Origin of the sequence: Kosakonia sp. 1610, from assembly GCF_050435845.1 — a bacterium.
In the GTDB taxonomy this organism is placed as follows: domain Bacteria; phylum Pseudomonadota; class Gammaproteobacteria; order Enterobacterales; family Enterobacteriaceae; genus Kosakonia; species Kosakonia cowanii.
Genome location: NZ_JBNDKZ010000001.1, coordinates 1,478,543 through 1,493,631, shown reverse-complemented (window position 1 = coordinate 1,493,631; position 15,089 = coordinate 1,478,543). Strand labels below are relative to the sequence as shown.

Annotated in this window: 8 protein-coding genes and 2 tRNA genes; 3 read left to right on the top strand and 7 right to left on the bottom strand. The window is 56.8% G+C overall.

What is annotated here, in order from left to right:
• Nucleotides 1–64: 64 nt before the first annotated feature.
• From ABIC80_RS07185 to ABIC80_RS07175, 3 genes are all read right to left on the bottom strand, one after another.
• Nucleotides 65–301, bottom strand: a complete 237-nt coding sequence (locus ABIC80_RS07185; protein ID WP_006118977.1) for a major outer membrane lipoprotein — start codon at nt 299–301, stop codon at nt 65–67.
• 313 nt (nt 302–614) lie between these two features.
• Nucleotides 615–2,027 (bottom strand): pyruvate kinase PykF, encoded by a 1,413-nt coding sequence (gene pykF / locus ABIC80_RS07180; RefSeq protein WP_054802861.1) that lies wholly within the window; start codon nt 2,025–2,027, stop codon nt 615–617.
• Between the two features lie 15 nt (nt 2,028–2,042).
• A complete protein-coding gene (locus tag ABIC80_RS07175) occupies nt 2,043–2,237 on the bottom strand; it encodes a hypothetical protein (protein ID WP_420920232.1) in 195 nt (64 codons plus the stop codon).
• Between the two features lie 802 nt (nt 2,238–3,039).
• Here ABIC80_RS07175 and ABIC80_RS07170 point away from each other — a divergent pair.
• Both ABIC80_RS07170 and ABIC80_RS07165 read left to right on the top strand, forming a co-directional pair.
• Nucleotides 3,040–4,296 carry an autotransporter strand-loop-strand O-heptosyltransferase gene (locus tag ABIC80_RS07170; protein WP_413311237.1) on the top strand — a complete coding sequence of 419 codons (1,257 nt, stop codon included), beginning with the start codon at nt 3,040–3,042 and terminating at the stop codon, nt 4,294–4,296.
• A gap of 31 nt (nt 4,297–4,327) precedes the next feature.
• A complete protein-coding gene (locus ABIC80_RS07165) occupies nt 4,328–10,858 on the top strand; it encodes an AIDA repeat-containing protein (protein WP_429176242.1) in 6,531 nt (2,176 codons plus the stop codon).
• A gap of 163 nt (nt 10,859–11,021) precedes the next feature.
• On the opposite strand, the gene ABIC80_RS07160 is transcribed toward ABIC80_RS07165, so the two are convergent.
• The 3 genes from ABIC80_RS07160 to mdtK all read right to left on the bottom strand — a co-directional run bounded on the left by ABIC80_RS07160 (nt 11,022) and on the right by mdtK (nt 12,711).
• Nucleotides 11,022–11,098 (bottom strand) — tRNA-Val (locus tag ABIC80_RS07160).
• A 12-nt stretch (nt 11,099–11,110) separates the two neighbouring features.
• Nucleotides 11,111–11,187 (bottom strand) — tRNA-Val (locus tag ABIC80_RS07155).
• A gap of 150 nt (nt 11,188–11,337) precedes the next feature.
• Nucleotides 11,338–12,711: an MdtK family multidrug efflux MATE transporter gene (gene mdtK, locus ABIC80_RS07150; protein WP_094420019.1), complete on the bottom strand. Its 1,374-nt coding sequence runs from the start codon at nt 12,709–12,711 to the stop codon at nt 11,338–11,340.
• 268 nt (nt 12,712–12,979) lie between these two features.
• Between mdtK and ABIC80_RS07145 the strand changes: the two genes are divergently transcribed.
• Entirely contained in the window at nt 12,980–13,618 is a 639-nt protein-coding gene (locus tag ABIC80_RS07145) for a riboflavin synthase subunit alpha (protein ID WP_094422856.1), read from the top strand.
• Between the two features lie 68 nt (nt 13,619–13,686).
• On the opposite strand, the gene cfa is transcribed toward ABIC80_RS07145, so the two are convergent.
• The gene (gene cfa / locus ABIC80_RS07140; RefSeq protein WP_076769765.1) at nt 13,687–14,835 is read right to left on the bottom strand and encodes a cyclopropane fatty acyl phospholipid synthase; all 1,149 of its coding nucleotides are present in this window, start codon (nt 14,833–14,835) and stop codon (nt 13,687–13,689) included.
• Between the last annotated feature and the right edge of the window lie 254 nt (nt 14,836–15,089).

Here is a 15,089-nt window from a genome sequence, read left to right as displayed (position 1 = left end):
AGAGGGATAGAAGGAAGGCAAAAAAAATGGCGCACAATGTGCGCCATTTTCATTACAGGAACTCTTACTTACGGTAAGAGTGAGCCTGGTTGTCCAGACGCTGGTTAGCGCGAGCTGCGTCGTCTTTAGCAGCCTGAACGTCAGAACGCACTGCGTTCACGTCGTTGCTCAGCTGGTCAACTTTAGCGTTCAGAGTCTGAACGTCAGAAGACAGCTGATCGATTTTAGCGTTGCTGGAGCAACCAGCCAGCAGAGTAGAACCCAGGATTACCGCGCCCAGTACCAGTTTAGTACGATTCATTATTAATACCCTCTAGATTGAGTTAATCTCCATGTAGCGTTACAAGTATTACACAAAGTTTTTTATGTTGAGAATATTTTTTTGATGAGAATGCACTTAAATTTGATCGTTCGCTCAAAGAAGCACCGACTTTGATTTAACTTGCTAAAAACGCCTATTAAAACAGCGGATTCTCATCGGATTCATCTTAGATAAAGGGCGAATTAAATAGCAAAATCCGATTGAAATTTTTAATTCCATCCGCAAGCAAAAATATTTAAAAAAAAAGCGCCGCAAGGGCGCTTTTTTAATCTGCCAAAAAGTCCGGTAATTATTACAGTACGTGGACAGATGCAGTGTTGGTGGTGCCGCTCGGAACCAGCGCGCCGGAGACCATCACTACCACGTCGCCTTTGCTTGCCAGACCGCTTTCCAGCGCCACTTCTTTACCCAGACGGTAGAAATCATCCGTAGAGGAGATCTCTTTCACCAGTTGGGCAACAACGCCTTTGCTCAGCACCAGCTGACGCGCAGTCACTTCATTGGTGGTCAGCGCCAGGATAGTCGCATCCGGGAAGTATTTACGCACAGCGCGCGCAGATTTACCGCCCTGAGTTGCCACAACGATCAGCGGCGCTTCCAGCTTCTCAGCGGTTTCCACTGCGCCACGGCAGACAGCTTCGGTAATACGCAGTTTGCGGCTGTCGTTGTTGTAGTCCAGACGGCTGGTCATCACGCGGTCAGTACGCTCGCAGATGGTTGCCATGATGGAGACGGACTCCAGCGGGTATTTCCCTTTTGCAGATTCGCCAGAGAGCATCACGGCATCGGTGCCGTCGAGGATGGCGTTCGCCACGTCGCCAGCTTCAGCGCGGGTCGGACGCGGGTTTTTGATCATGGAATCGAGCATCTGGGTAGCGGTGATCACCACTTTACGTGCGCGAATACATTTTTCGATCATCATCTTCTGCGCGAAGATCACCTCTTCAACCGGGATCTCAACGCCCAGGTCGCCACGGGCAACCATGATGCCGTCCGACGCTTCAAGGATCTCGTCGAAGTTGTTCAGGCCTTCCTGGTTTTCAATTTTGGAGATGATCTGGATGTTTTCGCCGCCGTGCGCTTTCAGGTGCTCACGGATTTCAACCACGTCAGAACGCTTACGGATAAAGGAAGCAGCAACGAAATCGACGCCTTGCTCGCAGCCGAAGATCAGATCCTGCTTATCTTTTTCCGCCAGCGCCGGCAGGGCGATGGAGACGCCCGGCAGGTTCACGCCTTTGTTTTCGCCGAGATCGCCGTTGTTCAGCACTTTACAAACAACTTTATTCCCTTCGATGGCGGTTACTTCCATACCGATCAGACCATCGTCGACCAGCACGGTATCGCCGACGCTCAGGTCGTTGGTGAAGCCTTCATAGGTCACGGCAACGGTGTCGCTATTGCCAACAACGGATTTGTCGGTGGTGAAGGTGAAAGTCTGACCCGCTTTCAGCGAAACGTCGTTACCGCCTTCCAGTTTGATGGTGCGGATTTCCGGACCTTTGGTGTCCAGCAGGATGGCCGCTTTCTTGCCGGTTTTGCTCATCACGTTGCGCAGGTTCTGGATGCGCTGGCCGTGCTCAGCATAGTCACCGTGAGAGAAGTTCAGACGCATGACGTTCATGCCTGCGTCCAGCATTTTGGTCAACATCTCTTCGGATTCGGTTTTCGGCCCGATGGTGCATACAATTTTGGTCTTTTTCATGACAGTTTCTGGTCTTTAAGTTTGGGTTGAGAAGGAATGGGAATTCACGCTCCGGGATGCGCACGGCGCCGGAGTCAAACCTGTGTTGCGAAAAGAGCGATGCCACAGACTAAGGATAGGTGACATCAAAAAAGCGTGCAGAGGAATGTGTGCCTGAGGTTCAGCCAGTCTGGGAAAACATTGATGTGAGTTATCTGCTTTACAGTTCAATCAGCTGAATCCATTCAAATTAGGATTGCGGCATTATAGCGTCCACAGTGACAGAAAGGAATTAAAAACGCTGTTTCAAAATACGAATTGATGACCAGCATCGTTTCGTTATGCAACCGTTATCACATAATTGCGCAACCGTTGCACCAGCGTATGCACTTCTTCTGCTGAACAACCCGGCGTCAGCAGTTGCATCAGAATGACCGCATCTTGCGGCAACATTATTGTACAGCTGCGCAAGTGCTTATTTATCGAGCCACTCTTTTGCTGAAAAAAATTAGCAATAAGAAAGTTCCATATATCTCAATTGACTCACGCCTGAGATCAGGGTATTAAATAAATGCAAAGCAAACTGCTTGCACTCTAATTAATTACCACGATAGCTAATTTTTTAATCACGCCGACCTTTAAGCGAGGCGGATATATCGTTCATTTCGTCAGCATAATCGCAGAAATATATTTTATATTTCCGAATCACTATCACGTTTTTGCACCAAATTTAGATTAAGGAAAATCCTAAAACGCTTGCATTTAAGCGTGGCTAACTTTTTGTTTTAGTTAGTTTCTTCTAACGCAGCGCGAAAGTGGCATAAATCTAAGTTGTTGATATATATGAATCTTCATTTTTTGAGATAATTTGCAATAAAGCACGGCGTAACTACTCTTAAGCGACTCTTAATGAGAGGCAAAACTTTATAAAAAAATTTGTTCCGGAGAATTACACCCGGAGGTCGGCTGGTGCCTGCTAATTATTTTACCGCCAGCCCTATTTAATGCGTTGACTCTTGATGAAGGTTAGGCGATGACGACTTCCACAGTTGTTGGTCATGGATATGCTTTTATTTCACCGCCGGAAATTCCGACCCAACAGGGGCCGATGGGTATCCTGTATGATTTTAATGACGGCGCCCGTTTATTGTTGCCAGCCGGTAACTGGCGGGTCGAAATAAGCGATGACGAAACGGGAAATATCCTCTTTGCTGACGATGTCGGGCAGGGGTGGGTCATCAGCACGAAAAAATATTATGTGCCGTTTCGTCTGCGGGTCTGGGACGGAGTGCAGGCGGAGCCCGTGCTGGATCATGCGCTGGATATGCGCGGCAAAAGGGTGCTGATCTCTTTTCCCAGCGGCACGCTCGGCGATCTGGTCGGCTGGGTGCCGTACGCCGAACGCTTTCGGCAAACCTACCAGTGCCACGTTGACTGCACGCTGGCGCAACCGATTGTCGATCTCTTCTCGCCGGTCTATCCGCAACTCAATTTTTCAACCCCGGAAAGCTGGCAGGCCGGGCCTGGCGTGAGCGCGCCGCCCTATGCCAGCTGGCGCGTCGGGCTCTTTTTTAATGGCGATCTCGACAAACAGCCCTTTGATTTTCGCGCCGTTGGCCTGCACCGCACCGCCGGGCATATCCTCGGCGTCGACCCTAGCGAAATTATCCCGGATCTGCGCCAGCACACTCCACGCCGCATCGCTGAGCCCTATGTCTGCATCGCCACCCAGTCCACCAGCCAGGCCAAATTCTGGAACAACGGCACCGGCTGGCATGAGGTTATCGACTATCTACAAGCGCAGGGCTATCGCGTGCTTTGCATCGACAAAGAGCGCGTGGTCGGCCGCGGTTACGTCTGGAACAAAATCCCCCACGGCGCGGAAGATTTCACCGGCAATCTGCCGCTGGCTGAACGCGTGGCGCTGCTGGAGCACGCCGACTTTTTTATCGGCCTCGGCAGCGGTCTCTCCTGGCTTGCCTGGGGCTGCCATATCCCGGTGGTGCTGATCAGCGGTTTCAGCCTGCCCAACAGTGAGTTTTATACCCCCTGGCGCGTCATCAACACCCATGTCTGTAACGGCTGCTGGGATGACGTGCGGCTCAATTTCGATCATCAGGACTATTTCTGGTGTCCGCGCCACAAAGGCACGGACCGGCAGTACGAATGCACACGATTTATCACTGGCAAGCAGGTCATCGGCCATTTACGTCGGCTGATTGCCCTGCGAAGCAATCCCTTTGGCATCAAAACAACAGCATTGGCAGACCCCGATCAACACGCCGCATAGCGGATGAGAGACGGGTTTCGAGGACATTGAAATGAAGAAAAGTCTTAACTGCAGTTACCGGCTGGTGTGGAATGACGTTCAGCGGGCGTTCGTGGTGGTTTCCGAACTGACACGGGCAAAAGGCAAACGCGCAGGCGGAGCGGTATTAATCTCAGCGGCGGTGGGCGGTCTGTTCGCCAGCAGCGGGGCAATGGCATTCACCCCCGATGTCACCGATTCGGTGCGGGATGAGGTGGTGCAAGAGGGCGTGCAGAATGTACGCACCGGCGGGTTAACCACTAACCATACTATCGGCAGTCGCGGTACCCAGATCGTGGCGGGCGGTCAGACCGTTGACACCCGCGTTCAGGATGGCGGCTCGCAGATCGTGCGCCAGAATGGCCAGACCACCGGGACGGTGGTCACCAACGGTGTACAGATTGTTGAAGTGGACGGCACGGCAACCGGCTCGCAGCTTAACAGCGGCGGCACGCAGGCGGTCTCCGGTAAGGCGAGCGGCACCGTGGTCGGTGCAGGCGGCGTGCAAACCGTGTTGCAAAGCGGGCTGGCAAGCCAGACGGTAATTAACAACGGCGGCGTGCAGGCTGTTAGCGGCAACTCAGTCGAGGGTGTGGTTAATGCGGGCGGCACGCAGCTTATCAACAGCGGCGGTTTCTCGCAGGATGCGACGGTCAACAGCGGCGGCAGCCAGCACGTTAACGTCGGGGGTTCCGCCGCCGATACCGCTATCTTTGGCGGCGGTAATCAAATTGTTGCCGGTACGGTATCCGGTGCCCACCTCAACGACGGCGGCGCGCAGCTGGTTCAGCAAACCGGTAAAGCCATCGGCACCATCGTCAATAATCGTGGTACCCAGACCGTCGACGGCACCGCGATCTCTGCGGTGGTCAACGGCGGCGGTACCCAACTTGTGCATAGCGGCGGTCTGGCGGCGGGCACAACCGTCAACAGCGGCGGCATCCAGCATATCAAACAGGGCGGCGCAGCCTCCGACGGCGTCGTGTTTGGCGGCGGCACCCAGGTTCTCTCAGGAACCGCATCCGGCACCAGCGTCAGCGACGGCGGTGCGCAGTTAGTCCAGGCAACCGGTAAATCTACCGGGACCATCATCAACAATCGCGGCACACAGACCGTTGACGGCCAGGCGATCGACTCCGTGGTCAATGCGGGCGGTACGCAACTGGTGAATCGCGGCGGTCTGGCGACCGGCGGCGTGGTCAACACCGGCGGGCTGCAGCATATCAGCGTAGGCGGTGCGGCATCCGACGCCACTCTGCTCGGCGGCACCCAACTGGTGGAAGGTATGACCTCCGGTACCGTCATCAATAACCGCGGTTTGCAGCAGATCCACGCCAGCGGCATCAGTAAAGACGCGGTGGTTAACGCGGGCGGTGAACAGGATGTCGACGGCGTTTCGCTCTCCGCTGAGGTGAACGACGGCGGGCTGCAGAAAGTGCGCAGCGGCGGTAGTGCAACCAGCGCGGTGATCAACGCGGGTGGGATCCAGAGTGTGCTCACGGGCGGTTCAACCACCGCTACCACGCTGCTGGGCGGTATTCAGCAATTAGCAGGCGTAGCGGCAGACACCATTATCGGTGCGGGCGGCGTACAACACGTGCAGGTAGGCGGCAGCGCGACGGGATCGCTTATCAACGAAGGCGGCCTGCAGCGCGTGGACGGCACAGCCACCTCATCGGTTATCTATGACGGCGGCACCCAACTGGTGAATAACGGTGGTCTGGCCAGGAGCGCGACCGTTAACAGCGGCGGCCTGCAGCATATTAATGAAGGCGGAGCGGCGTCCGACACCACGGTGTTTGGCGGCGGTAAGCAGGTTGTTGCCGGCACGGCGTCCGGGACCAGCATCAACAATGGCGGTCATCAGCTGGTGCAGGCCACCGGTAAAGCCACCGATACCATTATCAACAGCGGCGGAACCCAGGCGGTAGATGGCGCGGCCATTGCTGCCGTGGTCAACGACGGCGGGGTACAGCTGATCCACTCCGGTGCGCTGGCCAGCGGATCGCAGGTGAATGCCGGTGGTTTGCAGCATATCAATGAAGGCGGTGCAGCGTCGGATGCGCTGCTGTTTGGCGGTACCCAGGTTGTTGAAGGTACGGCATCCAATACCCGCGTCGATGCAGGCGGCGTGCAGCAGGTTCACGCTACCGGCAAAACCACCGACAGCAAAATCTATGACGGCGGTTTCCAGGATGTTGACGGCACGGCAAACGGCACCACCGTCTACAGCGGCGGTAAACAGCTGATCCGCAGCGGCGGTCACGCGAACGATACCCGCGTTGATAAAGATGGCGTGCAGATTGTGCGTGCCAACGGTGCGGCTTCAAAAACCACCCTGCTGGGCGGAACGCAGCAAGTTGCCGGGCTGGCAGGTGATACGGTTATCGGCGACGGTGGCATTCAGCACGTGCAGGTGGGCGGCATCGCAACGGGATCGCTTATCAACAGTGGCGGTTTGCAGCGCGTTGACGGTTCGGCGACCTCAGCCGTGGTCAACAACGGCGGCGTGCAGCTGGTTAATAGCGGCGGGCTTGCCGCAGGCTCCATCGTCAACAGCGGTGGCCTGCAGCACATCAATGTCGGCGGCGCGGCCTCCGACGGCACGGTATTCGGCGGCGGCAAACAGTTGGTGGCAGGTACGGCTTCCGGCACCAGCGTCAGCGATGGCGGTCAGCAGATCGTGCAGGCGAGCGGCAAAACCACCAATACCCAAATCAACACCGGCGGCGTGCAGAGCGTCGACGGCAATGCCACCTCATCGGTCGTGCGCAACGGCGGCACGCAGCTGGTGAACCGGGGCGGCCTGGCGGCAGGCACCACGGTGCACAGCGGCGGCCTGCAGCACATCAATGTTGGCGGCGCGGCCTCCGACGGCACGGTATTTGGCGGCGGCAAACAGGTGGTTGCGGGCACGGCGTCCGGCACCAGCCTGAGCGATGGCGGTCAGCAGATCGTGCAGGCGAGCGGTAAAACCACTGATACCCATATCAACAGCGGCGGCGTGCAGAGCGTCGATGGCACCGCTATCGCCTCCGTCGTTAATGACGACGGTCAGCAGATTGTCAACAACGGCGGCCTGGCTGCCGGTTCAATCGTCAAAAACGGCGGGGTGCAGCACGTCTCAGCCGGTGGCGCAGCCTCCGACGGCACAGTGTTTGGCGGCGGTACGCAGCTGGTTCAGGGTACGGCTTCCGGCACCAGCATCAGCGACGGCGGCGTACAGCTGATCACGAAAGGTGGCCAGGCACGCGGCACGCTGGTGAACAGCGGTGGCGTCCAGCGCGTAGACGGTCAGTCGTTCGAGGCGGTGATCAATAACGGCGGGCAGCAGATCGTTGACCCGTACGGCTGGTCGCGCCAGAGCGTGATTAACGCGGGCGGCAAGCAGATCCTCAGCAACGCGGCGGTAGCGATCTCCACCGTTCTCAACGGCGGTGAGCAGCACGTCAATAACGGCGCGAAATCCTTCGCCGCGCGCGTGCTGGGCGGAACGCAGAATATCGGCAGCGGCGGCCAGGCCTTCGACGCGCGTATCGAGAAGGGCGGCGTGCAGAACGTTAACGATGGCGGTTATACCTACGGCGGCACTATCTCTGAGGGTGGCAGACAAAACGTTGCCACTGGCGGCGTTACCGACTTCACTTTCGTCGACGGCGGCCTGCAGGTCGTTGACGGCACGTCGATTGTCAGCATCGTGAAAAACGGCGGGCGTCAGGTGATCAACAAAAATGCCAACGCCGAAGTCTCTATCGTCATTGATGGCGGTATCCAGGAGGTGTACGGCACCACCACCGGTTCGGAAATCACCCGTGCAGAACAGCGCATCTACAGCGGCGGCTCAGCTACCTCTACCGTGCTGAACGACGATGCAGTACAGAGGATTTACGACGGCGCCGTGGTCACCGATACACGCAACCGTCACGGCATCCAGAATATTTACAGCGGTGGCCGTGCGGAAAACAACCTGATGGATAACTTTGCGGTGCAGAATATCGCCGCCGGGGGCACGGCGGTCAACACCTCGTTGGGCAACGACAGCCAGCAGAATGTGCGCGGCAGCGCGGTGGATACCGATCTCTCCTCGAACAGCGTGCAGAACGTCTACCGCGGCGGTACCGCGACCCGCACAACGCTCTATGAGCGCGGCACGCAGAATATCTACAGCGGTGGTTCATCCGATTTTGCTGTTATCAACGTCGGCGGGATCCAGAATGTGCTGACCGGCGGCACCGCCAGCAACACCACCATTAACGGTGGCGGTACGCAGAACGTCAACAGCGGCGGGACGGTGATCTCCACCATCATCCGCGAAGGCGGGATCCAGAACGTCAATGACGGCGCAATCGTCATCGACAACAAAGTGGTTGGCGATCAGGTGGTTAACCAGGGCGGTACCGTTGCCTCCTCTACCGTCAGCGAAAACGGCGCCCAGAGCGTCACCTTCGGCGGCAAGGCTATCGCTACCACCGTCAGCAAAGGCGGCGCCCAGTTCGTTCGTGCCGGGGGCGTGGCGGATCTGACAGCGATTGAGCGCGGCGGCATGCTGGCGCTGGAAGATGGCGCCACGGTCACCAATATCAATCTCAACAGCGGCGCAGCGCTGATGGCGGGCACTGACACCACCCTTAACGGCACCAACGCTAACGGCAGCTTCTCCATTGCCAATAAGATCGCCGATAGCCTGCTGCTGGAAAGCGGCGGTCTGCTGGCGGTTGCCGCAGACGGTAGCGCCAACAACACCGTGGTCAGCGAGAACGGTACGCTGAGCGTTGCCGAGGGCGGCATGTTGACTGGGGTCACCAAAATCAATGATGGCGGTACGCTGGCCGGTAATGTGAACAACGACGGCGAACTGCGTATTACCACTGAGAACAGCGCCAGCACCGTTAACGCGGCGATCAACGGCAACGGTACGCTCTATAAAGAGGGTAACAACACCCTGACCCTGAGCGGTGCGCTTAATCAGGCGGGCGGCACCTACCTGCAGAGCGGTACGCTGGTGTTCAGCGGGCTGGATGCGGTGACCGACATCATCGCCCAGGCCGGGACCTCTTTGCAGTTGAGCAACGGCTCCACGCTGACCGGGATGATTGACCCGACCGACCTCACCGTCGATGCGGGCTCAAACTGGCTGATGACCGACAGTTCCCTGCTCGACAACCTGACGCTGGGCGGCACCATTGATTACCAGGCACCGACCGGGGCATTTGTACCGAAAACCCTGACCGTCACTAACCTGGTGGGCAATGGCGGCACCATCACCCTCAACACCCTGTTTGATGGCAATACCGCAGTGAGTGACAGCCTGGTACTGGATGGCGGTACCGCCACCGGTAACACCAATATCGCCATTCGCAGCCAGGGCGGCCTCGGGGCACGTACCAGCGGTAACGGCATTCAGGTCGTTAACGCCATTAACGGCGCGACCACCACCGATGATGCTTTCCGTCTGGACGGCAGCCTGCAGGCGGGTGCGTATAACTACACCCTGCAACAGGGCAGCGCCGACGAGAGCTGGTATCTGACCACCGCTGAGGCAGGCGGTAACGCAGACGGCCCGCAGAACTACCGTTCGGCGATCTACCTCTACAGCTCCGTCTACGCTCAGGCAATGGACTATGACAGTGCGCTGCTCGGCTCGCTGGATGCCCGTCGCTATGCGGCGCGTACCCCGACCGAAGGCGGCAGCAATATGTGGGCCCGTTTCCAGGCCGGTCAGTTGAGCCACGATCACGGCGGCAGTGATCTGAGCAATGGCAACACGCCGGAAAGCAAAGGCGGCTACACCTTCCTGCAGATCGGTAGTGATTTGTGGCAGGGTTCAGGCTCGGGCATGGAGTGGACCGCTGGGATCTACGGCGCGGCAGGTCTCTCTGCCATCGACGTGCAGCGTAACAACAAGTCAAAAGCTGGTACGGTTCGCGATGACGCTTACAGCGGCGGTCTCTACCTCAATGGCGTGCATGAGAGCGGCTGGTGGATGGACGTAGTGGCACAGGGTACTCGCCACAACTTCGACACTAATCCGCGCGACGGCGACGGCCTGAAAACCCACGGCTGGGGCTACGTTGGCTCCTTCGAAACCGGTCTGCCGTTTGAGATTGGCAGCGGCCTGGTGCTGGAACCGCAGGTGCAGTACCAGTATCGCGGCGTGAACCTGAAAGATGGCAGTGATGATGTGGCTGACGTCCAGTTCGGTGATGGTCACAGCCAGCAGGTACGTGCCGGTCTGCGTCTGGGCAACAATGCGACGCTGAAAGAGAGCGGTAAACCGGTACCGGTAAGCTGGTTTATCCGTCCGTCCTTTATCCAGACCTTCGACTCGAAGGGCACGCTGAACGTTAGCGCGCCGGGTGTGGCAGGCAGCGAAACGTCGTTCAATCCGGATCAGGATGGCACCGCGGCAGCGCTGGATGTCGGCATCGATGGCCAGATCCGCGATAACGTGACCCTCGGGGTGCGCGCGGGCTACACCCGCAGCATCGATGACGCGGGTACCGGCGGCTACGGCGGTCAAATCACGCTGAAAGTCGGCTTCTGATAAGCCTTGCAGTCATATGAAAAGCCGCGCCGCAAGGTGCGGTTTTTTTTATCTCTTATTTCTGTGGGAAAATTTTTATCACGACCGGTAACGCGCAGAAGGCGTGTGGGTGATGCTGAAGCTGAGATGAAATAAAGGGGATAAAACAGAGAGTAACAACGAATGGTGCGTCCGAGTGGACTCGAACCACCGACCCCCACCATGTCAAGGTGGTGCTCTAACCAACTGAGCTACGGACGCACTGAAGAAGGATGGTGCGTTCAATTGGACTCGAACCAACGACCCCCACCATGTCAAGGTGGTGCTCTAACCAACTGAGCTATGAACGCAATGTTGTGGTTGACAACGGGGACGAATATTAGCGGCAGCCCGCAGATGTGGCAAGCGGAAAATGGCAGATTTCTTACTGAATTCACTCGATTGCGGAACAACTGAGCAAAACGCGCTGAAAGTAGCCGCCCGCAGACGGCTACAGCGGTTTAGCGTGCCGCGCGCTGCAAAATACGGCTCGAAGGCTGACGCTGCAAATGGCGCATGCGCAGCATCATCATTACCGCCGCCGAGGTCAGGCCAATAATAAAGCCCATCCAGAAGCCTGCTGGTCCCATTGGTGCAACCAGCAGATCCGTCAGCGCCAGAATGTAGCCGGTCGGCAGCCCCAGCACCCAGTAGGCGATAAAGGTAATAAAGAAGATCGAGCGCGTATCTTTATACCCGCGCAAGATGCCGCTACCGATCACCTGAATCGAATCAGAGATCTGATAGATTGCCGCCAGCATCATCAGATGCGATGCCAGCGCCACCACTTCCGGGTTGTCGTTATAGAGCAGGGCGATTTGCTCGCGCATCAGCACCGTAAACACCGCGGTAATGGCCGCCATACAGACGCCGACCATCAACCCGGTACGCGCCGAGGTTTTGGCATCAATCGTCGAGCCCTGACCGAGGCGGAAGCCGACGCGAATGGTGACCGCCGCTGCCAGCGACATCGGCAACACGAACATCAGCGAGCTGAAGTTAAGCGCAATCTGGTGTCCGGCAACATCGACAATGCCGAGAGGCGAGACCAGCAGCGCGACGACGGCAAACAGGGTCACTTCGAAGAAGAGCGCCAGCGCAATCGGTAAGCCGAGCTGGGCCAGTCGTTTCAACACCGCCATATCGGGTCGTGCGAAGCGGGCCTCGTGTTTGATGTCGCGCATCGCACCGGCGTGTTTCACGTAGAGGCGCATAAAGATAAACATCACCCAGTAGACCGACGCGGTCGCCACGCCGCAGCCGACGCCGCCCAGCTCCGGCATACCGAAACGGCCATAGATAAAAGCGTAGTTAACCGGAATATTGACCAGCAGGCCGAGAAAGCCCATCACCATACCGGGTTTGGTGCGCGCCAGCCCTTCGCACTGGTTGCGCAACACCTGGAAGAAGAGGTACCCCGGTGCGCCCCACATCAGCGCGCGTAAAAAGTGGACCGCTTTATCGGCCATCAGCGGGTCGATGTTATGCATGGCGCGAATAATATGACCGGCGTTCCACAGCACAATCATAATCAGCACCGATACGGCACCCGCCAGCCAGAACCCCTGGCTCACCTGATGCGCGATGCGATCGCGACGCCCGGAACCATTCAGCTGCGCAATCACCGGCGTCATTGCCAGCAGCAGGCCGTGACCAAACAGAATAGCGGGGAACCAGATAGAGGTACCGATAGCGACCGCAGCCATATCCGTGGCGCTATAGCCCCCGGCCATCACGGTATCGACGAAGCCCATCGCCGTCTGGGCAACCTGCGCAAAAATCACCGGCAGGGCAAGTGCCAGTAATTGACGCGCCTCTGTTACATACTTCTGCACGCGAACACCTATATATTGTTGTTATAAGAGAGAATGGAAATACTTAAGAGAAAGGAGTTATATCCTTGTGCGACAAAAAATGCCGCACTGCGATAAGTGCGACATCTGCTCAAATAGTACCTGTTAACGCCCCTTTTTGCCACGTTATCCATAAATCAAAATTATCTTTCGCCGCAAAGCGGGCTTCAGGCTGGCAAGGGGATTTTTCACCTGTTATTGTGCGTGAAGCACACGGTAATGCCGTAAGAATGAAACAGGAGTGATGATTATGTTTACGGGTATTGTACAGGGCACGGCAAAAGTGGTGTCGATTGACGAAAAACCGAATTTTCGCACCCACGTTGTTGAGCTGCCTGAAACGATGCTGGACGGAATTGAAACCGGGGCGTCCATTGCGCATAACGGCTGCTGCCTGACCGTCACCGAGATTAACGGTAGCCATATCAGCTTTGATTTGATGAAAGAGACGCTGCGTATTACCAACCTTGGCGAACTCGAAGTTGGGGATATCGTTAACGTTGAGCGCGCGGCGAAATTCAGCGATGAGATTGGCGGGCATTTAATGTCGGGTCATATTATGTCGACCGCTGAAATCGTCAAAATCCTCGCCTCGGAAAATAACCGTCAGATCTGGTTTAAAGTGCAGGATCCGACGCTGATGAAATACATCCTTTATAAAGGATTTATTGGCATCGACGGTATCAGCCTGACGGTCGGCGAAGTGACCGCCACGCGTTTTTGCGTGCATCTGATCCCGGAAACGCTGCAGCGCACCACCCTGAGTGGCAAAAAACTGGGCCAGCGCGTCAATATTGAGATCGATCCGCAAACTCAGGCCGTTGTCGATACCGTTGAGCGCGTACTGGCGGCCAAAGAGGCTGCTGTTGTGGTGAATGTCGTCGAGTGACCAGACGCCACAAACAGCAAAAAGCCGCAGCGTAGCCGTTGCGGCTTTTTTGTTGCTCAAACGCAGCGCTAACGCGCGACGCGCAGACCTTTCTCGACGCCGCGGCTAAACACCACCTGCCAGAGCTGAATATCGCGGGCGCGAAAGGCCCCGGCGCAGGCGTTCAGATAGTAACTGAACATGCGTTTAAACCGCTCGGAGTAGTTGTCGGCAATCTCCGGCCACGCGGCGAGAAAGCGCCCATACCAGGCCATTAGCGTGCGGTCATAATCGGCGCCGAAGTTGTGCCAGTCCTCCATCACAAAGTGCGGCTCACTGGCGGTAGCGATGTGGCGCACCGAGGGCAGACAGCCGTTCGGGAAGATATAGCGGTTGATCCACGGATCAACATTGTTATCGGTCTGTCTGGAGCCGATGGTGTGGAGTAAAAAGAGGCCGTCCGGCTTCAGGTTTTTGTCGACCACATCAAAGTAGGTGGCGTAGTTTTTCGGCCCGACGTGTTCAAACATACCGACGGAGACGATGCGGTCAAACTGATCGCGCAAATCGCGGTAATCCTGCAACAGAATCTCCACATCCAGCCCGGCGCAGCGCTGTTGCGCCATTTTCTGCTGCTCTGCGGAGATGGTGACGCCGACCACGCGAACGCCATAGTGCTGTGCCATAAACTGCGCCAGCCCGCCCCAGCCGCAGCCGATATCGAGCACGCGCATACCGGGGGTTAACTGTAATTTTTCGCAGATAAGCCGCAATTTTGCCTGCTGCGCCTCGGCAAGGGTGGTCGCCTCTTTCCAGTAGCCACAGGAGTACTGCATCGCCGGGTCGAGCATGCGGGTAAAGAGATCGTTGCCGAGGTCGTAGTGCTCTTTGCCGACAATCCACGCCCGCTTTTTACTTTGCAGGTTGAAGAGCCGGGCCGCGGCGATGCGCAGCGTATCTTTGAGATGGTGCGGAAGCTGTTTTTCAAGGCCAGCGCGCAGTACCTGGGTGAAGAATATGTCGAGCCGCTCGCACTCCCACCAGCCGTCCATATAACTTTCGCCGAGTCCGAGCGATCCGTCCTGTAAAACGCGTTTGAAAAAATCAGGATTTTTCACCTGAATATCTGCGGGTGCGGGACCGTTGATACGAATACCTGCGCGACCCAGCAGTTCGTTTGCTATGCGGAACCAGTTGTCATCCCGCACGCTCACTTCTTCTATACACGATGAACTCATACCTTCTCCATCACGAATAGTGATCAGAACTCTACAAGCGTAGACGCTGGCAGAATTTGTGAGAAATCTCACGGTTTGCACCGTAAGGCTGATATCAGACGTAGAACAGAGGAAGGGAGAGACCCTTGCCAGAAAAGGCCCTCCTTGGGGAAACGAGCACGCTCCGGTGCCCGTTACTGCATAATATTTATCGTATTTATGAGATAGCCGAGAATCAGTATAGGCCTCAATATCAGGTGATTCAACTTGTCGCT

Excerpts from the sequence above, each read along its gene's own strand:
- ABIC80_RS07185 (WP_006118977.1), bottom strand. The coding sequence starts at position 301 with ATGAATCGTACTAAACTGGTACTGGGCGCGGTAATCCTGGGTTCTACT.
- pykF (WP_054802861.1), bottom strand. The coding sequence starts at position 2,027 with ATGAAAAAGACCAAAATTGTATGCACCATCGGGCCGAAAACCGAATCC.
- ABIC80_RS07170 (WP_413311237.1), top strand. The coding sequence starts at position 3,040 with ATGACGACTTCCACAGTTGTTGGTCATGGATATGCTTTTATTTCACCG.
- ABIC80_RS07165 (WP_429176242.1), top strand. The coding sequence starts at position 4,328 with ATGAAGAAAAGTCTTAACTGCAGTTACCGGCTGGTGTGGAATGACGTT.
- ABIC80_RS07145 (WP_094422856.1), top strand. The coding sequence starts at position 12,980 with ATGTTTACGGGTATTGTACAGGGCACGGCAAAAGTGGTGTCGATTGAC.
- cfa (WP_076769765.1), bottom strand. The coding sequence starts at position 14,835 with ATGAGTTCATCGTGTATAGAAGAAGTGAGCGTGCGGGATGACAACTGG.